We start from the raw sequence: 23,130 nt of genomic DNA, 5'->3' as shown, positions 1-23,130 counted from the left end.
TGCTGCAGCCCTTGTATTTATTTCCCTATAAATACAATTTCGCTGATATTGCTCCATAAGTTCACTGAATTTCCATATCCGATATATTTCATATATCTGGCTTTGGTTTTATCAAAGGCAAATGTTTCAAACTGATTGGAAGTTCCGCTGGATTTCGCCTGATCCAAAACCGTTTTCCAGGACTTCCCGTCCTCAGAGGTTTGCAGAGTGAAGGTATATATCCGTTCTGTCCCCTTGATAAAGGCAATCATAACTTTTTCGACCTCACGGATTTGACCAAAATCATAAATTCCCCATGCACTGTCGGAGCCTTCCACCCCCTGAACACCCCAGGATGTGGAGAACGCTCCGTCTCTTGTCTGTTCAATCACATTGCCTGCCCCGTCGTCACCGCTCTGCTCCATAGCAGCCACAGGGAGCCATCCCGTGATATTGTGATAATTTTCCTCCGAAACGCCGGCGTTATAAGTGATGTCCACCGTTTTTGAGAATTCCTCCCAGACAACCCTGGCCCCGAAACTCTCGGAGACAAACCGTACCGGAACAAGAAATCTTCCGTCCCGTATCACAGCCGGCGAATCGAGTGTCACAGCTTCTCCATTGACATAAGCCGTTTCCGAACCGTCGGTAATCCGGATGGTGGTATTCTCTTTCACAGCGGTGGCGCTCATGGTTGCCTCATCCCATTCCACTTCCGCCTGAAGGTTCTGAAATACGGCCCGCATGGGTACCATCGTTCGGTCATTGATAGTGACGGGAGCAACATCGGAATAAATCAGCCGGTTGTTCACTCTGATACGGATTCCCTCATCCTGCTGCGGAGGCTGTCCTGACGGTTCTTCTCTGCTTCCGCAGGCTCCCGCATAGGTAAGCCGGTAGTCCCCTGCTTCCCCTTCAAAGGAGACAATGCCGCCCTCCTGCGTTGCAAAAACCTCGGCAAGAGTCTCTCCGTTTCGTTGAACCGCCCAGGTTCCGCACTGCAGATCGGCCACTGTGATTTGATATCTCCCCTCTCCCTCAAAGGAGAAGTTCACGCTTTCCGCTGTCCGGTCGCGGAATTTTCCGAACAGTGCAACCCGATCAGCCAGCTTCGCCCCGACAAATTTTTCGGTTTCCAGCTTCGTGACCTCCAGAGGTGGGGTATCCGGTTCATTATCCCCCACCTGCAGGACATTCAGGAAATAATCCTCTGCGGCCGCTTTTTTTGGAGATACCTCAATCCGGTATCCTCCTCCCTCGTTGACTCCTCCCTTAAGCGTTTCCGCCCAGTAATTGGTGCCATTCACCAAAAATTCTTTGCCTTCGCCGCCCACCGCTTCAATAGAGGTATTGTCCGGCAAGGGAAGGAGGGTATCCACCGTCAGCTTGCCGTTGTATCCCTCCCGGGTATCACGGAATACCGTCTGATTTCCAGTGATCTCCGGCTCCTCCAGTCCGTGCAGCAGCCAGCTTTTCTTAAAAGCCGGATCGGCGGACACCACCCGGTCAAACACCAGCATGGCCGCGGGATGCTCCTCATCCTTCAGATTGAGGAACTGGAAGCTCCTCTCATACTCGGATACTTTATCGGAATAGGCAGCCGCAATATCCCCCTTCAGATAGGTGTAATCGGGTACATAGGGATCGGGGCCGAATTCCTGTCCCAGCACGGTTCCGGTGCGGTATTCCTTCTCCAGTTCCAGATATTCCTCTATGTTCATTGGATAGCAGTCATTGTTTGGCAGCCGCTGGCCTCCATCGTTCACATAACCGTTGAAATACATGTCCAGTTCGTCGGGATCATAGACCAGCATACAGTTGTGGGCAATGGTCCGTCGGGCATAATTGTGAAAATGGACGGTTCCGTATACCGTGTTTCCCTCGTTCTTCTTGGGATCTCCGCTCCGGCCTGCCTGATAGTAGCCGGTATCGTTGGCAAGCGCCCCCTTATAGTAAATCTGAAACGATCCGGCGTCCAGATGCTGATGGTTCATCGTCCAATATTCATTCACCTTCATATCCGCTACCACAGCAGGGGAATCTATCCCGTCCTGCCATCCGGTCCGGGCGATCATGCCGCCTCTGGGGGAAGGATAATAAGCGGAAAGCGGCAGATCGCTGACCGCTTTTCCCTCCACCGACGGATCGTTAAAAAGCAGAACCTCAATCGAGGTCATGGTCTGATTTCCGCTTGTAGGAGAAACCTGAATCCCTGGATTTTGCAGCAGAGCCTGCCCTTTCAGATAGGGGTCCTTGTAATAATTTCCAGCCAAAAACAACGCGCGTGTTGCATCCGTATCGTAAACACCAGGCTTTGTATTGTTCTGATCGGAATCCCCCCACCGCAGAAGCTGACCGTCTGCGCGCCGTGCATACAGAAAGCCGTACAGCACCTTGTGCAGATCCTCACCGAACACATTTGGCATCCCTATCTTATCCATCATGATAGAAGACAGAATCTCCCACTGGAAGCGCATCCCCATATAACAGCTGCTCTGCACGAATATCTGTGCCTGCGCCATAAACTTGCGGGCTTCCACCATTTCGGCAAAGTACCGTCCGCCAATGTTCTGATAGATATCCGGCCGCTCGTCATACATGGCGATCGCCAGCGCAAGCTGGTCCCTCATCAGCATTGCCTCGGCGGAGTGTGTATTGATGACGCTTTGCGCCGGAACCGGGTAACCAACCTCCCACACCCGCATCACGTCCTCCGCCTTGTTCTGGAAAAACGTTTTATCCTCTTCCGACAGCAGAGGAAAGCACCAGTCGTACACCGCACCGATGGTAAAAATCAGAAAGCCCTGATTGTTGTATTCCGAAGCGGCATAGTTCACCGTGTTGACAAAATCCCGCATGGCTTTGACGGCCATTTCGCCGGATTCCCGATTTCCCCAGACTGCATAGTGGAAAGCCCTGCTCTGAATCAGTCCCAGTGTTGCGGAATTCAGCATCCCACCGGAAAGGTTCCCGTCCACCGGCTTGCTCAGATCCTCCTCAAACTGCGCCTTTGCATTTGCATTCTGCGGATGATCATAATTGGCGAGAATGTTCGGAATATCCTGCTTTGTAAAGTATACCCGGGGATGCTGGTTTGCCGGCGGCGTAAAAGCCGGCATGTCATACAAGACAAGGGGTTTTGAGCCGTCTTTCACATATACCTTCACATCCGCGATATAGACATCCCGCACCGCACTGGCCGCTGACAGGGCGAAAAACACCGTCATTTTGGTGGCAGTCTCCGGAATATTTGCCACATACATCTCGTATTCCTGAAAGGAATCGGAGGGATTAACAAAGACGGAGCGCGTTGTAGAAAGTCTTTTATTCGCACTGTCCTTGAAGTCGACCATAGTGAAGAAACGATTGTTGCCGCCCTCCACAATGCCGCCGTCCTTTTTCTTCGCCTTGTATGTAATCTTGTAATAATGATCCTTTGTGTATGTCCCGTCAAACTCCAGCACCGGAAACTGAAGCGTGATGCCGTAGCCGTTTACCGGGGAATCTATATGGACTGCCTTTTCCCCTTCCTCCTCAGCTATCTCGACAAGCTGAGGATTCGCGGTAAAATCGCTGTCCGGATAGCCTTCCGGCGTTCCTCCGACGCACCACCGGAAAGTGGGCATCTGGGTAATATTGGATCCGTAGGTCATATTGGTGAAGTATCCCTTGTTTATCGTCAGTCCTTCCGCAGTGTCCTCGGTCTCCCAGTATAGATCCGAATTATTTAAATTTCCTAAACCCTTTATCTCTGTCCAGTCAGAAAATGGTCCGTCCGCCGCCGAAGCCGGCGGTGCCGGAAAGCAGGAGAACAAAAAACTGCACGCAAGAATGGTGCCAAGCACTTTTTTCAACATTATGCATTCCTCCTTAGGCGGGTTCTATTCCGCACTTCCTTCTGTAATGGAAAAGGGATTCGCAGTCATCACATTTTCTCCGTAAATGACTACTGTTTCGCTCCCTTTCTGATACACTGCATAGGGACGAATATAGTAAACCGTTCCGTCTTCGATAAATCCATCGCCATAAAACAGAATTCCGTACTGTGTCCGGAACACATCAAAATGATCTTTTATGCTGGCTGTGACACAGCCCGCTTTATTCATCTCAGGCATCGCATCGGTTTTTGAAATGACCATTCCGTAATCAATCAAAGTGTATGCCGCATTGGAACCGCTTGTCGCGGCAAAAGCCAGAAGAACCGGTTTGCCGATCACTGCCTGCAGTTCTGTTTCAGACAGCTTGCCGGACAGGGAGACGGCAGAAATATTAGCAGAAAACGCTTCCAGCGGAGAAGAAACCACCGGCTCCCTCTCATCCAAAACAAACTCTGCCGAGATTACCATGTCATTCTGAACCAGAGTGGTATATATCCCCTCCTTGCTGACCAAGGCCTTGAGATCGGTGCCGTCAATCAGGAATTGGCTCAGCATATAATTTTCATCCGGCATCAGTTCTATTTTCAACCTGTCTCCGTCTTTCAGATAGAGAGTGCCGGAAGGAGTTATTCTTCCGTTTGCCGTATCAGCCGACAGGTTAACGGTATGGATTGTCACTCCCCCCTGATTTGGATTCGAACGGAGAACCGGGAATGGATATGCGCCGTCCTCTGATACGGAAAAGGAATCGGAAAGCTCGGCAGAGGTCATTGCTCTCATCTGAGCCAAGGTTATGCCGCCCTCAGCAGATGACAGAAAATAAATGTTGGCGGCTGTCTTCAACTCTGCAGCATAATTGCTTGGAAACGCAGCATTGGAAACCAATGTATTGTTTTTATAAAGGTTTCCCACGGTATAACAATTTTGGATCGTGCTGTTCGTAAGCGATTTTATTTCTCCGACAATCCCGCCGATCCGATTATCCTCTGCAGAATTCAGATAAATATCTCCTGTATTGTAGCAATCCCGAAGCAATACACCGGATCCGCTGCTTGGATACCCTGCAATTCCTCCCGCTGAATTGGTATTGCTGCGGATTTCGCCCTTGTTATAGCTTGTGACGCACTGTCTGATATTCCCTGCGATTCCTCCGGCTGCTGAGGTCACAGACTCAACCTTTCCGAAATTCCGGCAGTTCTCCGCCCGTGACAGCAATCCCGCAATCCCGCCGGCAAAGATTGCCGCCGTAATGTTGCCGTGATTCTCACAGTTGGAAACCGTGATGGTACAGCTGCCTGTCAGCGGGCTGTTGCCGATAATTCCTCCGATATAATTCTTTGTCCCCGTGATATTGGCACGGTTCACGCAATTTCGGATTACAGATGCGGAGTCAAGCGTGCTTGTATTGGTTATTCCGGCAAAGCCCCCCACATTTCCCCGCGCTGATATGGTGCCGTCAACCGTAAGATTTTCAATCACGGTCTTTCCGGAAAGCTCTGAAAACAGTCCAACATTATCCTGATCCGGAAGAGTCATGTCTACTGTGATTGTTTTTCCGTTTCCGTCGAAGTTTCCAGAGAACGGAAGAGGCGTGTAGGTATCGGGAAGCGCGATATCCTGCGTCAGTTTAAAATATACCCCCTCCGTACCATGGGCAGAAATCATCTCTTGAAATTTTTGAGACGAATCAATTTCATAGGGATGTTCCTCGGTGCCCCAACTAACGGTATAAATATATGTATTTTCTTTCAGCTGCGGATAAGGATAATCCGAACCGGCCGCGTTCATCTCCCAGACCGTTTCAAAATCAAAGCCGTTAAAGCTCTCCGCCTTTTTCATTTCGCTCTCCGTCAGCCCTCCGGAGGGTAAGTCCGTGATATCACTGATATAATAAATATTTGTTTTGCTCCCGTCAACCGCCGTTCCAAACAGTGCGGTTCCCTGCGCCGCATTATAACAATTGGAAATGGTGTTTGTGATCGTCAGATTCTCCGCATTCGCTTGATTTCCAATCAGCGCGCCGGCATATGCAGTCCCCGCGCCATTGGTGACCGAAGCTGTATTAAACGCATTTTTCAGAGTTAAAACAACATGGTTTGACCACCCCAGTTTCAAACCTCCGATGATCCCTCCGGCTCCCGGATTTTTGCTGCTGTCCGTGCCGGTTGCCTGAATGGTTCCCGCATTGAAAGCCTTTTCAACCGTAATCGTGTGCCGGCAGTTTCCGAAAATACCCCCGACCGCCTGATTTCCGGTAACCGAACCATAGTTGGCTGCATTGGAAACGGAACCTCTGCTCATGTTTCCCATAATTCCCCCCACACCGGTTCCGCCGGAAATGTCCCCGTGATTGACAACATTTTCAAAATTGACTGTCACCGTGCTGGTGGCCGCATAGGAGCCAACCAGCCCGCCGGTATAATTTTTTCCGTTAATCTTACAGTCATTGACGCAGTTTTTTAGTTCCCCTGCACATGCAATGATGCCGAACAGAGATCCGGTGTATGTTTGTGTATTGCTGACCGTACCATTCAGATGAAGATTGCGTATGGAGAAACCCGTTCCGGCAGATTCAAAAACACCAAGCTTGTCTGCCGTTCCGCTGAGTTCCAGCGTGATGGTCCTCATTTCTTCCTGCAGTATTCCGGCATCAAAAGCCGCTTTATTGCATCCAACCAGTTTTCCTGCAAAGTCCGCAATTGGCGTATACCCTTCCTCTGTTCTCAGAGAAACCGTATCGGAGGTCAGCGCATAATTTTTGTCAGTACCGACCGTTGCAATTGCATAAAAGTCTTCACTGGACGCAATCTCATACCAAACAGCACCGTCAATGCTTTTCTGCGTCAGAGAAGCAGAAGGAATCATCTCTTCCGCGCTCCCGACAACCAAAAGGCTTCCCAGCAAAAGAACCACACATAGCAACATTGAAATTTTTTGTTTCATATTTACCCTCCTTGTTATGATTTATATATCTTTACAGATTTTTAATTAGCCAATGATGTCACTTCATAGGAAGCAATCGGAGCATGTGACTGAATCGAATGTTCCGCAAGATAATCCTCCAATGTGCCAGCCGCAATGGGTTCCTCGCTGTAAAAAGGCCTTATACCGATGACCGGCCTCTCATATTTCATATCATTTCACCTCTTTCCTGCTTGATCTGTCATATTCTAAAAATCTAATTTTAGTATATCATTTCAATCTGGAAAGAAAAATAGAAATTCCCATTATTTTTTATAATTTTCGCTTATTATTTTGTTCAAAAAATAGTTCTCTGCATAAGAGCAGAGAACGGATGACAACTGATTTATGTTATTTTTTTCACATTTTCGATTTCTCTATTAAAATATATTTTTAGATTTTATTTTATGGGAGCTATTTTCCATTGCGATAAGACAGAGGACTAAGCCCTGCATGTTTTTTAAAAAAATTGGAGAAATAGTATTGATTTTCAAATCCAAGCATAGCTGCAATCTCCGAAACCGGAGTATTTGTCTGCCCCAGCAGCGCAAATGCTTGCTTGAGCTTTAACTGGGTCAAATACTGAATGGGTGTCTGTCCGGTCACTTCCTTAAACAGTTTGCGGAAATGGCTGACGCTCAGGGATGAAGTCTGGGCAATCTGTTCGATGCTCAAATTATGCCGGAAGTAATTTTCATCCATATAATGCATAGATTCCTTAATCCGGTTATATTGCTTGGAGAAATAGTTTCTCGTAAAGTATTCCTCCGCCAGCATCCTGACAAGCTGATAGGTCATAGACTTGAGATCCAGCTTACTGCAGAAGCTGTTGGAAAAATATTTTTTCTCTATCTCGCACATAAGATTAAATATTTTCTTTGAAACATTATGATAGATATATGGAAATGGAAACACTTTTTCTTCAATAAAAAATTCAATAACCAAAAACTGCGGGATACAGTCGGTGCCGATGGATTCGTAAACGGTTTGCTCCGTCAGCTTGGGGATGATAAAGACATCCCCCTTTTTTACAAAGTGCTTCTCTCCATTGTATGTGGCAAAAAGCCAATTGTCCAGTATGTATATAATAAAATTCTTTTTGTCGCTTTTGTTTTTATAATACCATTCAATCCGGTTCGGATGGGAACGGAACACCATCATTTCGCCGACAATGGAAAAATTGACATCCTTATAAAAAAGCGGGTTGCTGACATCCTGTGTCACGGTATTCATTCCCTTCCTTTTTTGCTTTCAGTATAATCAGCTTTTCTTCATCTGTCAACAGGATCTTTGCCTGCGGAAATTTTTTGGATAAGTTCTGTCATATTTCCATCAAAGCGACATATACATGTTACAAACGAGATCATCGAATCACCATTAAGGGAGGAAATAAAATGCAGAACTATGACGTTTTGGAAGATATCGCCAAAAGGACGCAGGGAGATATCTATATAGGTGTTGTGGGACCTGTCCGAACCGGAAAGAGTACTTTTATCAAAAAGTTTATGGATCAGCTTGTGATCCCAAACATCTCCAACGCATTCAAAAAAGAACGTGCGAAAGATGAGCTTCCTCAAAGTGCACAGGGCCGGACAATTATGACAACAGAGCCGAAATTCATTCCCAATGAAGCAGTGGAAATCAGCTTGAATGAAAACAGCAAATTCAATGTACGACTGATTGACTGTGTGGGCTATATTGTAGACAGCGCTCTGGGGCACATTGAAAACGATCAGCCGCGGATGGTCAGCACTCCCTGGTTTGAACAGCCCATTCCCTTCGCGCAGGCGGCGGAGATTGGAACCAAGAAAGTCATCAACGAACACTCCACCATCGGCCTTGTGGTGACCACCGACGGCAGTATTTCTGAGATCCCAAGGGACGACTATGTGGAGGCGGAGAAACGGGTGATTCACGAACTGAAGGAGCTGAAAAAGCCTTTTATCGTCGTCCTGAATTCCAGACATCCCAGCGCCGATGAGACGCTGGAAATCAAAGCCTCCATGGAAGCGGAATACAACGTTCCCGTTATGCCTCTGAACTGTCAGGAGGTCAGCAGTCAGGAAATTCTGTCCGTGATTGAAAACGTGCTTTATGAATTTCCGCTGAAAGAAATCGGCTTTGATGTTCCCAAATGGCTGGAAGGCCTCTCGGTAGACCATTGGCTGAAGTCTTCCGTGTTCGGAGCAATCAAGGATATTGTGAAAACAACCACCAATGTGCGGGAAGTAAAAAATTCCATTGGCGCACTCAGGGAATTTGATTTTACCAAGGATGTGAACGTTTCTAACATCAGTCTGGGCGAAGGCAAAATGCGAGTGAAACTGGATACCAAGGAGGAACTGTTTTATCAGATCGTCAGCGAATCCTCCGGTTTTGACATCACCAGTGATGATCAGCTTCTGTCCCTGCTGACCGAGTTGGCGGAAGTAAAAAAAGAATATGACAAAATTTCTGTTGCTATCAGTGAAGTGAAGCGTAAAGGCTACGGCATTGTATCGCCTACCATCGACGAGCTTTCTTTAGAAGAACCCGAGATTGTAAAGCAGGGCAACCGTTTCGGTGTGCGCCTGAAAGCCAGCGCACCGTCTATCCACATGATTCGTGCGGATATTGAAACCGAGGTCTCTCCTATCGTCGGCACAGAAAAACAGTCGGAAGAGCTGGTACACTATCTGCTGCAGGAATTTGAAGTCGATCCAAAACAGATTTGGCAGTCCAACATCTTCGGAAAATCATTGCATGAGCTGGTGAATGAAGGACTGCACAACAAACTCTATCGAATGCCGGAGGACGCTCAAATCAAACTGCAGGAAACCCTGCAAAAGATCATCAACGAGGGAAGCGGAGGACTGATCTGTATTATTCTCTGAAAAATGACGTTTAACCATGAAAGGGTATCCGCATGTATAAATACATGCGGATACCCTTTCTCAGCAAGAAATTTTGTCCTGCTATACAGCGTTTCAGCAAAAAACTGCAACTCTGCTGAAGATAGGAAGCGGGTCCCGCCTCCGTAATCAACTTTGTTTCAAGGCTCTATGAGGATTATTGGCAAATCCACCAGTCTCTTATAGCTCCGGAGAACCTATTCTTTTCATTATCATATAATTATTTTCCTTTTAAAATACAGCTTATCCCGTCATATCCTGCCGTGACCAGTGTTTTTTTATCCGCTGGGATATATTTCTCTGGCTGCTGAAAGGAAGGGCTGTAATGTGTCACCCAAAGCTTTCCAACCCGCGCATTCTCCGCAAGCCGAATACTTTCCGGTATACACATATGTTTTTTGTCCTCCGGATTTACCACACCATACATCCCCTCACTGATGAGCAAATCTGCATCTTTGGCAAAGGCATCCATCTCCTTCACCGGCCTTGTATCCGTGATATAACAAATTTTGATTGGAGGCCTCATGCCATCCAAAACCATATCAGGGCTTATCCGCTCTCCCTCTGTGTTTGTGACACACTCCCCCTCATGAAGCAATTTGAAAAATTCCCGCGGCACATTCCGCTTTCGAGCCTTTTCGGGATTAAAAACCGGTTTTCTTCGCAGGATAAGGCAGTACGCCAGACAGGGAATGCCGTGCTGTAAAACCAGGCTGGAGATTTGATAGCCGCAAGATTCAAATTTCTCCGCCCCTTCCAGTTCCATCAGCCGGATGGGAAACGGAAGCTGAGGAGCAATTGCCAACAGGCTTTTCACCGTCTCTCTGAGTCCGGGAGGTCCGGCAACCATGAGCTCATCTGTTTTTCCGCAGTTTCCTAATGACAGGAGAAGTCCCGGCAGTCCCGCAATATGATCGGCGTGAAAATGAGTGAAAAGGATCGTTTTAAGCCGGCTTAGCCTGCGGCCGCATTTATTTAATGCAACCTGCGTGCCCTCGCCGCAGTCAATCAAAAGTGCACGTCCGTTATGTTCCATCCAGCAGCATGCTAAATGGCGGTTTTTCAGGGGCATTACCCCTCCTGTGCCAGGCAGAAAAACTTCAACCATCCCGCATCTGCCTCCCGCATTTCTGCAAAAAAATACGGATATTTTCCTCTTCCTTCTTTAAGTCTGTTCCCACCCTTCCCATGCGGTCACAGAGTCCCAGCAAAGCTACCTCACGGATATCGGTCTGTTCCTCCATAGATTGGATGTCCGCAAACCGCAGGTCCTTTACCACATATAAAATCTGCATGTGCCATCTCACCAGCGCGGCAACCTTCTCCACGAAAATCGGTGACACCTCAAAGTGAGAAAAGAATTTCTTTGCCATTTCCTTACCCACTTTATCGTGATCGTAAGAGGTAATCTTTCCCTTGCGTATTCTTGTCGTTCTTCCCTTGCCGATGTCATGCAGTAAAGCCGCCCACAGGAACACCGTTTTATCGGAGGACTGCTCTTTTACGCGGGCGGCCCAGTCAGTAACCATCATGGTATGAATCCAGACATTTCCCTCCGGATGGTATTTAGGGGATTGCCGGATCCTTTTTAATTGGAACAGCATGTCAAAGGGGGGCTCCTGGAGCGCGGGATTCTCTAAAAGCGTCTCAAGATATTCAGAGGGGTTTTCATCCCTCATCAGATGCTGTTCTATTGCAAAAAACAAATCTCGTTTCATTTTTTATCCGGCTGGTCATGCAATCCGAAAACAGCCCTTGCACTCTCCGCCTGAGGGTCATGCTTCACTTTTTTGGAACGGAACGTTCCATCCTCTTTCTTATGGTTCCTGGTACTCCTCTTCTCATTGTGCGACATATCTTTTCACCTCCCTGTCCTCTATTGATTTCAGAATATCAAACACAAGCTGGATATCCCCCAGTTCCTTTTCAGGAGTTGAGACGATATTTCCGTCATAAAAATTTGAAAGTTCATGATAATATCCTCTGCCCGGCCGAAAACTTTTCTGCTCTTTCCTTCCGTCTTTGTAGTGAATCTGAAGGGTTCCGCTTTTGATATCCTCCAGATAGATATCCCCCAATGTTCCAAAGATGCGAAGCCCGACGGGAGGCTTTGTGAATTCAGCTTGCTGGGAAAGATAAGAGAAACTGCCAATCACTCCATTCTGAAACTGAAGAATACTGCTGATGGCCTGATAGGGGCAGTCCTCTTCCCGCTGCGGCCGCCCCACACTGCAGACACTTTCCGCATCCCCGAACAAAAACCTCATCAGGGAAATATCATGAATTCCGCCATCCAGAAAAATCCCTCCATAAAAAACAGGATGCTGCCGCCACTCTTTGGCCGCAAACGTATCCTTCGTCTTTTCTTTCTCAAAATCGGCCCCTTTTTGATAAACAAACTGGATCACTTCGCCAATCTGCCCGCTTGACAGAATGTCTTTTATCATACCGGCGCCCTCATCATAGCGCAGATTTTCCGCAACCATCACTTTTAACTGCTTGTTGTTTTTCAGTGCAATCAATTCCTTCGCCGCCTCGGGCGTGGAGGCAAAAGGCTTTTCAGCAATCAAGTTTTTGCCTGCCTGGAGCACGTCCCTTGCCACCTCGAAGTTCTCGGAAATAGGAACCAGAACATCTATCACGTCCAGATCATCCCTTTTTATCATTTCCCTGTAATCGCTGTAGATATTCTCGTCACCCAGCCCGATCCCTTTTGCAAACCCCTGCGCTTTGTCAACAGTCTTATTGCACACTGCCTTAATTTCATATTTATCCGCAAGTTCCCGGAATGCGGGGTAATGCAGTCTATCCCAGGCAAACCCGATGCCAATAACGCCTAATCTCAGTTTTTCCGCCATTTTTTCTCTCTCCTTTTTTGAATCTGAAAATAGTATCTGCCTTTTTGAAAGAAATACTCTCTGAAATAAATTTTATTTTGAGCGGCAGTGTATGCCCGTTAAGCTGCGGTAAAAAGACATTCTGCGGCATCCATCGGCTATGGAAAATATTTTTCACAGGAATTTTGTCCTGTTATGCAAAGATTCAGCGGGAGATTGCATTTCTCCGGAACAGCAAAAAGCGCCTCTTATCACTCAAATTTTGATAAGAAGCGCTGCACCGTTTTCCATATTTTAATGTCTGCTGAACAAATCGTTTTGCGAAACCATTTTGTTCAGTAGACATTATTTGTACCGTTTTTTATAGGAGTGCTAAGTGAGCCAATGGCAAATAAGCCAAATGACAATAGTGACTGCGACCACTGCCATTGCAATTATTACAAAAAACGGTGGTGGTTCAAAAATCATAAGGCTTACATGCAATAAGCGCATATACATTACTCCTATCCAATATCCTTTGTCATAATCAAGAGCATGGTGCCGCTCTGAATCGTCATTTTTGCCGTGTCCAGAATCATTTCATTGCTCACGCCATAGGGATCTCCTGTTTCGAACACGGCGTTTTTCAGGGGATATTTCAAGCCCTCATAGGTGATTCCGGTCACGCTACCGCCAAAGGGCAGAGCGGAGATATATTTATACTCGTTTCTGCGAATGGTGTACTCCCCTTCAAAGACAGTGACAAACATGTTTTCGTCCATCAGATACGCACGCGCGCCGCAGTCCAAGGCATATTTCAGCAGATGGATATTGGCGATGGTATGATCCAGACGTCCGTTCAGCCCGCCGAAAATGCAGAGCTCCTTCATTCCATGCGTCAGCGCATACTTGACGGCAAGTCCCATATCGGTGTCATCCTTCTCACTGGGATAAAAAACAACTCCCTGGTGTGACACTTTTTCCCGGTAAGAATCAAAATCCCCCAGAATCAAATCAGGATTTCTCCCAATAGCCTCCGCATACTTCAGACCGCCGTCGGCACAGATGACAAAGTCCTTATCGCTGATTTTGTCGCGGTAATATCCGTAATCGGTGATCGGCGCCGCACCGAATATCACACACCTCATAGCACGGCGGCTTCCCGCAGTTTCTGAATCGCAGCCGGACGGTTTTCCGCTCCGAACACGGCTGTCCCACCTACAATCACATTGGCTCCCGCCTCCGCTGCCTGCCGGATGGTTTCCAGATTGATGCCGCCGTCAATCTCCAAATCGATCTCCCGATCGCCGATTTTTTCCTTCAAGGCCTTGATTTTAGCGGTTACGGCAGGAATATATTTCTGTCCTCCAAAGCCGGGATAGACCGACATCAAAAGCACCATATCCACATCGTCCAGATAGGGTTCCGCCGCCTCGGCGGGAGTATCCGGATTTAAAACAATCCCGCATTTTTTCCCGCAGGCTTTGATGGCCTGCAGGCACTTTGCGGTGTCATCCTCCGCCTCCACATGCACCGTAATGATATCTGCCCCCGCCTCCGCGAAAGCGGGAATAAATTTCAGGGGATTGGTCACCATCAGATGGCAGTCAAAAAACAAACCGCTCTCCTTGCGGATGGCTTTTACCAGCGGAGGACCAAAAGTGATGTTTGGCACAAAATGCCCATCCATGATATCAATATGAAGAAACTCCGCTTTTTCCACCGTCTTTAATTCCGCGCTGAGACAGGAGAAATCCGCTGACAGTAAAGAAGGCGCTATCTTGATTGTATGTTTCATTTTCGTTCCCATTCCTTAATTTCTTTTAACCGTTCATAAAACATCCGGTAGCTTTCCAAACGGAAAGAAGCAATCTTGCCCTCCGCTTCCGCCGCCAGAACCGAACAGCCCTTTTCTTTGGTATGGCTGCAGTCTGCAAAACGGCAGCTTTCCGTATAAGGGGCAAATTCCGGATAAAATTCTTTCAATTCTTCCGCCCGCACCATGTCGATATCCAGATTGGAAAAGCCCGGGGTATCCGCCAGATATCCCCCGCTTTCCAGTTCATAGAGCTCCACATGGCGGGTGGTATGCTTTCCCCGCTGCAGTTTTTCGCTGACCCCGCCGGTTTTTAAGCCGAAGCTCTCGTCCACCATATTCAGCAGGCTGGATTTTCCCACACCGGAAAAGCCGGCCACAGCGGTAATTCCGTCAGAAACCATATTTTTAAAGGCTTCCATTCCATAATTTTTCTTTGTGCTGGTAATCTGTACCGGATAGCCAATGGAACGGTAAACCTCCGGAATCGTCAAATCGTCGTTCAAATCCACTTTGTTGAAGCACAATACCGGTTCAATTCCGTGAAAACCGCATATCACAAGCAGCTTATCGATAAAATTGGTATCCGGTTTTGGATCCTTCAGCGCCGCTACAATCATCAGCCGGTCAATGTTGGAGACCGGAGGCCGGATTAAACAGTTTTTGCGCGGTTCAATCTCCTCCACATATCCTTCCTCGCCGTCAATCAGGCGTATTTTGACTCGATCCCCCACAAAGGGTGTTTTGATATCCTTCCGGAATTTCCCTCTCGCACGGCAGGAGTAGATCTTTTCACCGCATTTGACGTAATAGAATCCTCCGATTCCCTTGACAATCAGCCCTTCTTGCATACTTCACCCCGCTAGAAATTGATCACTTTTGTCCTGGCCAGAACATCGTCAAAGTAGATGAGAATATCCGCTTTGCCCTCACCGGTCAGTGTAACACTCAAGGTCTTCTGGCTTGTGTTGACCGTTTGATTGTAAACGGTTTTGCCGTCCTGCTCGATCCGAACCCTCACAGAATTCCGATCGGTGGGCAGATCGATGTTGATCGTCTGCTTCTTCTGGCCGGAGGGCGCTTGTGTCGTAGGCGGTTTTGTCGGTTCATGCGTCGGAGCCTGGGTCTTTGGCGGCTCAGTGGCTGTTTTTCCGCTGCTGACCGTGATACTGATCTCTGTCTTTTTGTTGACTTCGCTCTTTTCCTTAATGGTTTGGCTGATCACCGTATCCACCGGCTGATCGCTTTCCTGGCGGATGATGCTTCCCAGCACCAGTCCTGCCGTGCTGATAGCGCGCTTTGCCTGGGCGGTGGTCATCCCCACCAGGTTCGGCACTTCGGTCAGTTCAGACTCTGCCCCCTTGGAGATGGTCAAAGTCACGGTGCTTCCCTGGGTCGTTTTGCTGTCCGGCTGAGGAGTCTGGGATATGACATAGCCCTCTGGAACCGAGTCGTCCACCACAAAGTTAGTATCCGCTTTCAGACCCAAATTGTTGATTTCCAATACAGCCTGCCGGTATTCCTTGTCAATAAACCGGGGTACCGTGACCTCTTTTCCGCCTTTGCTGACGGTTATCTTGATCTTGCCAGGCAGTTTGATGGTCATATCCTTCTCGGGATTCTGTGACAGAATCGTACCTGTTTCATGCTCCTCGTCAAAGAGCTCCTCTTCCACTACAAATTCTATTTTCTTATCTTTATACTGTTCCTTCACGTCATCCAGCTTCTGCCCGACAATATCAGGAACTGTGAATTCTTCCCTTTTAAAGAGGTTGCCGAGACTGAAATTCGGAAACAAAATACCGATCCCGATAGAAAGGATAGCAACAAACAGGATAACCGATGTCACAATCGCGGCTGTCACCGCAACCTTGTCCTGCTTGGTCTCCGCTTTGAACAAGTCCCGGAATCTCGATTTCTTTTTCTTTTTTTTGCCGTCCTTCTTCTTCGATTTTTCCGCCGGCGCTTCCGGCTGTTTCATATCGTCTATCTGTTTCTTGATCTCCTGCCGTTCATCCTTGGTGATCAGCTTTGTTTCTCCCAGATCGGCAATCGCCGCATTGACATTATCCGGTTCAAACAGCTCCGGATCCTGGGAAAGGCTCATCAGATCCTTCCAAAGCTCGCCGGCGGTCTGGTATCTCAAATTGATATCCTTCTGCATAGCTCTTTCAACAATCTGGACAAAACCCAGAGGCACCGTGATATTGAGCTCTTTTATCGGCGTATAGTTGGACTGAAGATGCATAATCGCGATGGAGACCGCGCTCTCCCCGTCGTAGGGCACCTTGCCGGTCAGCATCTCATACATGGTGACGCCCAGCGAGTAAAGATCGCTTCTGGCGTCGGTCAGCACACCTTTTGCATCCTCCGGAGAGATATAATGCACTGAGCCCATAATTCCCTCGTCAATCTTTCTGGTCTCGGAGGAATTGGAAATCCGGGCAATCCCGAAATCCGTCACCTTTATGGTTCCATCCCGGGTGATAATAATATTCTGCGGCTTGATATCCCTGTGGACGATCCCGTTTTTATGCGCGTGATCCAAAGCGGAACAAATCTGCAGAGAAAATTTCAATGCCAGCCGCCAGGGCAGCATACCGTTTTTTTGGATATAATCCTTCAGGGTTACGCCCTCCACCAGCTCCATTACAATATAATAAATGCCGTTGTCGTTCCCCACGTCGTAAACAGAAACGATATGCGGGTTGGAGAGGCTGGCCGCGGCCTGGGATTCCCGGTTGAACCGTTTGACAAATTCCTTGTCCACCTTATATTCATCCCGCAGCACCTTGATCGCTACATACCGGTTCAGCAGTCTGCATCTGGCTTTATATACAACGGCCATTCCGCCGTTTCCTATCTCCTCTATGATCTCATAGCGGTTACTCAGTATCTTTCCTACCAAACTCATTTTTTCACCCCCATCATATTCTCACCGCGACAACGGTAATATTGTCGCTGCCCCCGTCTTCATTGGCCATGTCAACCAATTTGTCAACCGCCAGCTGAAGGGATGGGGATCTTTTTATCATCTCATAAATCTCTTCTTTGCTCAAATAGTCCGTCAGCCCGTCACTGCACAGAAAAATCGTTCGGGGGATATCGCTTTCCATCACAAAGATATCCGGCTCCACGTTTTTTTCCGTACCAATGGCTTTGGTGATACCCTTTCGGTCAGGGTGCGTCTTTGCATCCTCCTCGGTGATACTGCCGCTGGCCACCAGCTCGGAGACATAGGAGTGATCCTTTGTCACCTGACGGATCCCCTCGTCAATCAGGTACGCGCGTGAGTCGCCGACATGGGCAAAATATAATCTCTGTTTTGTAACCACGGCAACGGTCAGGGTTGTACCCATCCCCGCATACTGACTGGCACTGACCGATTGTTTGTATACATATGTATTGATTTCGGCAATACATTTGCGGAGCTTGTTCTCCGTGTCCGTAAAGAATCCTTCTGTCTCATCAAATTCCTTTAGCTTCCGGATCGCCATAGAACTGGCGATCTCCCCGGCATTGTGCCCGCCCATACCATCTGCGATGGCGCAGAGTACATAGTCGTCATTGCCGAACAGAAGATAGCTGTCCTCATTTAACTCCCTTTTTCTTCCTCTGTCGGATTTGTAACCAAATTCCAATGAAAACACCTCGCTTTATTGATTGTTTTTCCGAAGCTGTCCGCAGGCCGCGTCAATATCAGTCCCAAGTTCCCTGCGCACAGTGGCGTTGATACCGTTTTTGAGCAGTTCCTGCTGAAACATCTCCACCGCTTCCCGGGTTGGCCTTTTCAGGCCGGTTTCCTTCACCGCGTTGACCGGTATCAGGTTGACATGGCAGAGCATCCCGCGAAGAAGTCCTGCCAGTTCCCTCGCATGCGGCTTATCATCGTTGACGCCCCGGATCAATGTATATTCAAATGAAATTCTTCTTTTTGTCCTTGCAGTATATTCCCGGCAGGTCCTTAAAAGAACCTCTATGGGATATTTCCGGTTTACCGGCATAATACTGCTTCTGTCCGCGTTATTCGTGCTGTGCAGGGAGATGGATAGTGTGATGGGCATCTGCTCCCCGGCCAGTTTCTCAATCTTATCCACCAAACCGCAGGTAGACAGGGATATGTGCCGGTAACCAATATTCAATCCACTTTTCTGATTGACATTTTTCAAAAAACGAATCACATTCTCATAATTATCCAGCGGTTCACCGATTCCCATCAGCACCACATTGGAAATCCTTCGGCCCATATCCTTGGACGCAAAGATCAGCTGATCCAAAATTTCCCCCGCTGTCAGATCCCTCTCCTTGCCGCCGATGGTGGAGGCACAGAAACGGCAGCCCATATTGCACCCCACCTGAGTGGAAATACAGGCGCTTATCCCGTGCTTATACTCCATGATAACCGTTTCAATCAACGTCCCGTCATGGTTCTCAAAAAGATACTTTATGGTTCCGTCCCTGGCAATTTGCTTCTTTTTCACTTTTGGAACACTCACAAAAAATGTGTCCTCCAGCTTTTGGCGCAGCTCTTTTGACAGGTTTGTCATTTCGTGGAACGATTCCACTCCCTGCTGCAGCCATGCAAAGCACTGCAGAGCACGAAACTTTTTTTCTCCCATCTCCAAAAAACATTGCTGCAGCTCTTCCAGGGTAAAGTCTTTTATATTCTTCTTCATCTATTTTCTCCAATAGCTTCCATCCATAAACCTTCTTCTTTGATAGAATCCCCCATAGTAACAGAACTATTATAACAAGATAAAAACACTTTTGCAAGGAAAAAGCACAGATAATCTGGACGGATTATCACCCAATTGTATGGCATTTTGCCGCAGAACTGCGGAAAGTTTGCCTGTGGAAAGCAATTCTATGCGGATACTTGGCGAATCACATTTTATATGCTACAATGATGAAAAGAAATCTTTAAGCATATGGGGTTTAACTCTCCAATGCTTTCACAACAGAGAGGTAGCACAAATGGATTTACAAATCAAACCCTTTTCTTAGCTTACCAATAAAGAATTATACCAGCTCATCCAACTGCGCATCGAAGTGTTCTGTGTGGAGCAGAACTGTGTTTATCAGGACTGTGATAACAAAGATCAGGACGCATGGCATCTGCTGCTCTGGGACAATGGACAGTTGGCGGGCTGCCTGCGGATTCTGGATAAAGAGAAAAAATTTCCGGAAATCAGCATCGGGCGGGTGATAACCGCCCGGGAATACCGCGGAAGGGGTCTCGGCAAACTGTGTATGGAAAAGGCGGTCCATTTCATTAAGACGACCCTCGGGGAGGAACGTATTCGCATCTCCGCCCAAAAATACGCAAAGGGTTTTTATGAAAGCGTCGGTTTTGTCCAGGATTCCGGCGAGTATCTGGAGGATGGCATCATACATATCGAAATGGTTCATCCATAACTTCCTATTTTCAGAAAAAACAGGATTTCCACCTTTTTTCGGAAATCCTGTTTTTTTGTGATTGTGTGTTATTTTAATGTTTCAGTATCATTAGACCGTGTTTCAACAGAAAAAGTTCCATCTATCATAAAATAAAAAGTTTTTCGAAAAGCACAGACGCGCTTCGCACGCTGTTTTTTGAAACATGCAATTGCGCACGATTCCGCGCAATTTTCTATGTTGTAAAAAAGTTTTTCATTGTGAAAAAGCGGCCTCGCCGCAAGGAGGATATTTATTTGTCATATGCTGGAAAGAAGAAGCCCAGCTGCTTAAATCTTAACAAGGTTATATTTCTTTTGATTTCGTCCATACTATTTCGGAAGGAGGCGTTGTTATGCCAGCCACTCTGAAAAACAATTTACTTACGGCAACCTATTCTATCATTCTCTTCTTTTTGCTGCTGCATATCGCAAAACTGTTTCAGGCCCTTGGGATTCTTTTTTCTGTTCTAACCCCCTTTTTTATCGGGTTTCTTTTTGCTTATCTGCTGGACGGACTGTATACAAGAATTCGGGAGCGGCTGCTCTCCTCCTTCTGCAAGCGAAAATTTCTGTCAAAACTCCAAAAACCGCTCGCCCTTTTTATGACCTATTTTATCCTTTTGCTGGCGGCCGGTCTTTTCGTTTATCTGATCATCCCTCAGTTGATGGAGAGCATGCAAACCCTTGTGAACAATCTCCCCTCCTACCTGGATTCCTTACAGTCCATGACAGGAAGGCTTCACCGTTTTCTGCAAAGCAATGCCGGTATCTATGCACATCTGGAAAAATGGGGTACAAAGCTCTCAGAGAGCCTCAACGCATCTTTTTCTTCTTCCCTTCCCCAGGTGTACGGAATGACAAAAACATTCGCCACAAGCGTTTTTAACGTGCTGATCGGTATCATTGTGTCCGCCTATCTGCTCTCTGAGAAGGAACGGCTGAAATTGCAGGTGAAAAAATTGTCCTGCGCGCTTCTTCCGCAGAAGATACATCACAAGGCGACCTGTATGGTACAGCTTACGGACTGTGTATTCAGCTCCTTTGTCCGCGGGCAGCTGATTGACTCGCTAATCATTGCCTGCCTTACCTTTCTGGGAATGTGGATTTTCCGAATGCCCTATCCGCTTCTAAACAGTACCATTATCGGCATAACCAACATTATCCCTATTTTTGGTCCTTTTATCGGCGCTGTACCGGCTTTTTTCATTGTTTTAATGGCACAACCCTCCAAAGCCCTTTGGTTTCTTCTTCTGATCTTCATTTTGCAGCAGATAGAGGGAAACCTGATCGCCCCCAAAATTGTGGGGAACTCCATCGGTCTGTCCGGGCTTTGGGTCATCTTTGCCATCACCGTGGGAGGAGGACTGTTTGGATTTATGGGGGTGTTGATCGGCATCCCTGTCTTCGCAGTTCTTTATAAGCTGGTCGGAACCGCCGTGAACCAAAGGCTGGAGAAAACAAAAAGGAAATAGAATGAAATGATCGGAAAGAAATTTTTTCCATTGCAGAATGGAATCTATCTTCCCCTTTCCTTTTCATTCCCCCGCAAGAGCGTTTTTAAAATTTTGATACATCTGCCCGCAAAGCGCTGCGCCCACCTGCAAACCAATTTCCATATTCACTTCTTCCAGCGCACTCGCATAATCAAAAACAAGAGCTGTGATTTCCTCATACTCCTGCTCATTGGGATATTCTTCATGTAAACGTACCATTAATTTTTTTAGGGTATGCTCTATCCGCTCTTTATAAGAAAACGGACTTATTTTAATGCACTCTGTCCCGTGTAAAAGAAACTCTCTGATTTGCTGTAAATCTGACCTCGCAAAAATTTCATCAACGTAATCCATAAAATTTTCTCCTCTTTCACATTTTATAGTGATTAAATGCTCTTTCAAATGTTATTTTACACTATTAAGTTTGTTTTGTCAAATATTATTTATCACTTTAAAATGTTGTTCTTTTTTTATACTTGATAAATAACACTATTTCGTGTATAATTACTTATTATCGTGTAAAATTACATTGATAATCGGAATAGGAGGAGACACAATATGGCAATGACTTTGAAAATAAAAACCATTCTCTTGGAACGTGGGATGACAATAAAAGAACTTGCTGAAAAAATCGGGACAACGGGAAATAATTTAAGCAACAAACTATCACGCGATAATTTTTCAGAAAAAGAATTGCGTGATATGGCTGAGGCTCTCAACTGTGACTATGATGGCATTTTTACCTATCGAGATACTGGAAGACAAATATAAGACAAATGCCGAGCGATACGCTTCGGCATTTTTTAAACGATAAAACATGTTATAAACATGTTGATTGTCGATAACAAATATGTTATCATATAATAGAAAGAGGGTGCAATCTTTGTATGAGGTGGAATTTTACTATGATAAAAGCGGAAAATCACAAATAGTTGATTTTCTTGATGAATTACAAGCAAAATCCAAAACAAGCAAAGCAGACAGGATAAACCGTGAAAAAATCCTTGCATACATCGGTGCACTTGCCCGCTTCGGAACAAGGATAGGGAAACCGTATGTAAAGCATATTGACGGCGAAATATGGGAACTTCGGCCTTTGGGAAACCGTATATTTTTCTTTTATTGGAAAGATAATAAATTTGTGCTTTTACATCACTTTATGAAAAAGACGCAGAAAACACCGCCGAAAGAGATCGCAAAAGCAAAAAGCAACCTTAAAGATTTTATGGAAAGGAATGATAATGTATGAAACAAGTCAAAACTTTTTCCGAGTATATGAATGATGAAACAAGAGTATCCCCTGCCGAGAAAGAGAAAATAAATTTTGAAATTGAACTTATCGGAAAAATGATTGAAGCAAGAGAAGAAAAAGGCTTGTCGCAAAGAGAGCTTGCTCAAATAAGCGGGGTAAAACAGCCTGCTATTGCACGGCTTGAAAGCATGAAAGCAACACCGCAAATTGACACCTTATTCAAAATATTAAACCCTCTCGGATATACAATATCAATTGTTCCGCTTAATCCAAAAGAATAAACAGCATCTATTCATCTTAAGGGTAGCCGATTTGATCGGCTGCCCTTTTTCTATGACTAAAATTTTATTGATCATACAATGAAATCTGTCAAAACACGTTTGATACAGAATCATTCCTTAGTAAGTTTCAATCTCTGCAGTCCACGCAAAACGCGGAATTTTGAACAAAAAAACCTATCGAAAATATATTTTCGATAGGTCAGCCTGTCGAAAAACGCATGGATTCCATCAAGCGAATCCACGCGTTTTTGTGTCTATTGGGAATAAAAACATGAGTATCCGATGCAGCGTGCCATGGTTCCCATCCCGCCACTTCCACATGGCCAGC

The 23,130-nt window shown here is 46.5% G+C and carries 21 protein-coding genes; 6 read left to right on the top strand and 15 right to left on the bottom strand.

All coding sequences use genetic code 11. The annotated features are described in order from the left end of the window. Nucleotides 1-17 precede the first annotated feature (17 nt). The 4 genes from hepB to KQI32_RS08875 all read right to left on the bottom strand — a co-directional run bounded on the left by hepB (nt 18) and on the right by KQI32_RS08875 (nt 8,051). Nucleotides 18-3,836 carry a heparin/heparin-sulfate lyase HepB gene (gene hepB, locus KQI32_RS08890; RefSeq protein ID WP_216424746.1) on the bottom strand — a complete coding sequence of 1,273 codons (3,819 nt, stop codon included), beginning with the start codon at nt 3,834-3,836 and terminating at the stop codon, nt 18-20. 24 nt (nt 3,837-3,860) lie between these two features. Next, nucleotides 3,861-6,800 (bottom strand): hypothetical protein, encoded by a 2,940-nt coding sequence (locus tag KQI32_RS08885; RefSeq protein ID WP_216424745.1) that lies wholly within the window; start codon nt 6,798-6,800, stop codon nt 3,861-3,863. A gap of 41 nt (nt 6,801-6,841) precedes the next feature. Next, a complete protein-coding gene (locus tag KQI32_RS08880) occupies nt 6,842-6,991 on the bottom strand; it encodes a hypothetical protein (RefSeq protein WP_216424744.1) in 150 nt (49 codons plus the stop codon). A gap of 241 nt (nt 6,992-7,232) precedes the next feature. Next, a complete protein-coding gene (locus KQI32_RS08875; RefSeq protein WP_177689817.1) occupies nt 7,233-8,051 on the bottom strand; it encodes an AraC family transcriptional regulator in 819 nt (272 codons plus the stop codon). Between the two features lie 161 nt (nt 8,052-8,212). On the opposite strand from KQI32_RS08875, the gene spoIVA reads away from it, so the two are divergent. Then, complete coding sequence (spoIVA, locus tag KQI32_RS08870; protein WP_216424743.1) at nt 8,213-9,691, top strand: stage IV sporulation protein A; 1,479 nt, start codon at nt 8,213-8,215, stop codon at nt 9,689-9,691. 238 nt (nt 9,692-9,929) lie between these two features. Here the strand turns inward: spoIVA and KQI32_RS08865 are convergent, their stop codons facing one another. From KQI32_RS08865 to rlmN, 10 genes are all read right to left on the bottom strand, one after another. Then, nucleotides 9,930-10,817 carry a ribonuclease Z gene (locus tag KQI32_RS08865; RefSeq protein ID WP_216424742.1) on the bottom strand — a complete coding sequence of 296 codons (888 nt, stop codon included), beginning with the start codon at nt 10,815-10,817 and terminating at the stop codon, nt 9,930-9,932. Continuing rightward, nucleotides 10,810-11,427, bottom strand: coding sequence for an HD domain-containing protein (locus KQI32_RS08860; RefSeq protein ID WP_216424741.1), 618 nt, complete (start codon nt 11,425-11,427; stop codon nt 10,810-10,812). The genes KQI32_RS08865 and KQI32_RS08860 overlap by 8 nt, the downstream gene beginning before the upstream one ends. Further along, a complete protein-coding gene (locus KQI32_RS08855; RefSeq protein ID WP_177689812.1) occupies nt 11,424-11,564 on the bottom strand; it encodes a CPC_1213 family protein in 141 nt (46 codons plus the stop codon). The genes KQI32_RS08860 and KQI32_RS08855 overlap by 4 nt, the downstream gene beginning before the upstream one ends. Next, nucleotides 11,551-12,567 carry a Gfo/Idh/MocA family protein gene (locus KQI32_RS08850; protein WP_216424740.1) on the bottom strand — a complete coding sequence of 339 codons (1,017 nt, stop codon included), beginning with the start codon at nt 12,565-12,567 and terminating at the stop codon, nt 11,551-11,553. The genes KQI32_RS08855 and KQI32_RS08850 overlap by 14 nt, the downstream gene beginning before the upstream one ends. A 482-nt stretch (nt 12,568-13,049) precedes the next feature. Further along, entirely contained in the window at nt 13,050-13,673 is a 624-nt protein-coding gene (locus KQI32_RS08845; protein WP_216424739.1) for a thiamine diphosphokinase, read from the bottom strand. Continuing rightward, nucleotides 13,670-14,323 (bottom strand): ribulose-phosphate 3-epimerase, encoded by a 654-nt coding sequence (gene rpe / locus KQI32_RS08840; RefSeq protein ID WP_216424738.1) that lies wholly within the window; start codon nt 14,321-14,323, stop codon nt 13,670-13,672. The genes KQI32_RS08845 and rpe overlap by 4 nt, the downstream gene beginning before the upstream one ends. Then, on the bottom strand, nt 14,320-15,192 hold the full coding sequence (rsgA, locus tag KQI32_RS08835; RefSeq protein ID WP_177689807.1) for a ribosome small subunit-dependent GTPase A: 873 nt from the start codon (nt 15,190-15,192) through the stop codon (nt 14,320-14,322). The genes rpe and rsgA overlap by 4 nt, the downstream gene beginning before the upstream one ends. Before the next feature lie 11 nt (nt 15,193-15,203). Further along, complete coding sequence (gene pknB / locus KQI32_RS08830) at nt 15,204-17,255, bottom strand: Stk1 family PASTA domain-containing Ser/Thr kinase (RefSeq protein WP_177689806.1); 2,052 nt, start codon at nt 17,253-17,255, stop codon at nt 15,204-15,206. Between the two features lie 13 nt (nt 17,256-17,268). Next, the gene (locus tag KQI32_RS08825) at nt 17,269-17,982 is read right to left on the bottom strand and encodes a Stp1/IreP family PP2C-type Ser/Thr phosphatase (protein WP_177689804.1); all 714 of its coding nucleotides are present in this window, start codon (nt 17,980-17,982) and stop codon (nt 17,269-17,271) included. Between the two features lie 15 nt (nt 17,983-17,997). Further along, on the bottom strand, nt 17,998-19,017 hold the full coding sequence (rlmN, locus tag KQI32_RS08820; protein ID WP_177689803.1) for a 23S rRNA (adenine(2503)-C(2))-methyltransferase RlmN: 1,020 nt from the start codon (nt 19,015-19,017) through the stop codon (nt 17,998-18,000). A gap of 355 nt (nt 19,018-19,372) precedes the next feature. Between rlmN and KQI32_RS08815 the strand changes: the two genes are divergently transcribed. Together KQI32_RS08815 and KQI32_RS08810 are read left to right on the top strand one after the other, a co-directional pair. Further along, nucleotides 19,373-19,756, top strand: a complete 384-nt coding sequence (locus KQI32_RS08815; RefSeq protein ID WP_374197069.1) for a GNAT family N-acetyltransferase — start codon at nt 19,373-19,375, stop codon at nt 19,754-19,756. Nucleotides 19,757-20,129: 373 nt separating this feature from the next. After that, the gene (locus KQI32_RS08810; RefSeq protein ID WP_216424737.1) at nt 20,130-21,248 is read left to right on the top strand and encodes an AI-2E family transporter; all 1,119 of its coding nucleotides are present in this window, start codon (nt 20,130-20,132) and stop codon (nt 21,246-21,248) included. A gap of 63 nt (nt 21,249-21,311) precedes the next feature. On the opposite strand, the gene KQI32_RS08805 is transcribed toward KQI32_RS08810, so the two are convergent. Further along, nucleotides 21,312-21,623 carry a hypothetical protein gene (locus KQI32_RS08805; RefSeq protein WP_216424736.1) on the bottom strand — a complete coding sequence of 104 codons (312 nt, stop codon included), beginning with the start codon at nt 21,621-21,623 and terminating at the stop codon, nt 21,312-21,314. A gap of 204 nt (nt 21,624-21,827) precedes the next feature. On the opposite strand from KQI32_RS08805, the gene KQI32_RS08800 reads away from it, so the two are divergent. The 3 genes from KQI32_RS08800 to KQI32_RS08790 all read left to right on the top strand — a co-directional run bounded on the left by KQI32_RS08800 (nt 21,828) and on the right by KQI32_RS08790 (nt 22,802). Further along, nucleotides 21,828-22,040 (top strand): helix-turn-helix transcriptional regulator, encoded by a 213-nt coding sequence (locus KQI32_RS08800; protein WP_177689799.1) that lies wholly within the window; start codon nt 21,828-21,830, stop codon nt 22,038-22,040. A gap of 121 nt (nt 22,041-22,161) precedes the next feature. Continuing rightward, nucleotides 22,162-22,518 (top strand): type II toxin-antitoxin system RelE/ParE family toxin, encoded by a 357-nt coding sequence (locus tag KQI32_RS08795; protein ID WP_308167049.1) that lies wholly within the window; start codon nt 22,162-22,164, stop codon nt 22,516-22,518. Continuing rightward, nucleotides 22,515-22,802, top strand: coding sequence for a helix-turn-helix domain-containing protein (locus tag KQI32_RS08790; protein ID WP_177689798.1), 288 nt, complete (start codon nt 22,515-22,517; stop codon nt 22,800-22,802). The genes KQI32_RS08795 and KQI32_RS08790 overlap by 4 nt, the downstream gene beginning before the upstream one ends. Nucleotides 22,803-23,130: the final 328 nt, after the last annotated feature.

It is taken from the genome of Acetivibrio sp. MSJd-27 (assembly GCF_018918095.1).
Classification (GTDB): Bacteria; Bacillota; Clostridia; order UMGS1840; family HGM11507; genus HGM11507.
Note: the sequence above shows the minus strand (reverse complement) of the source record. Positions and strands in the feature narration are given on the sequence as shown.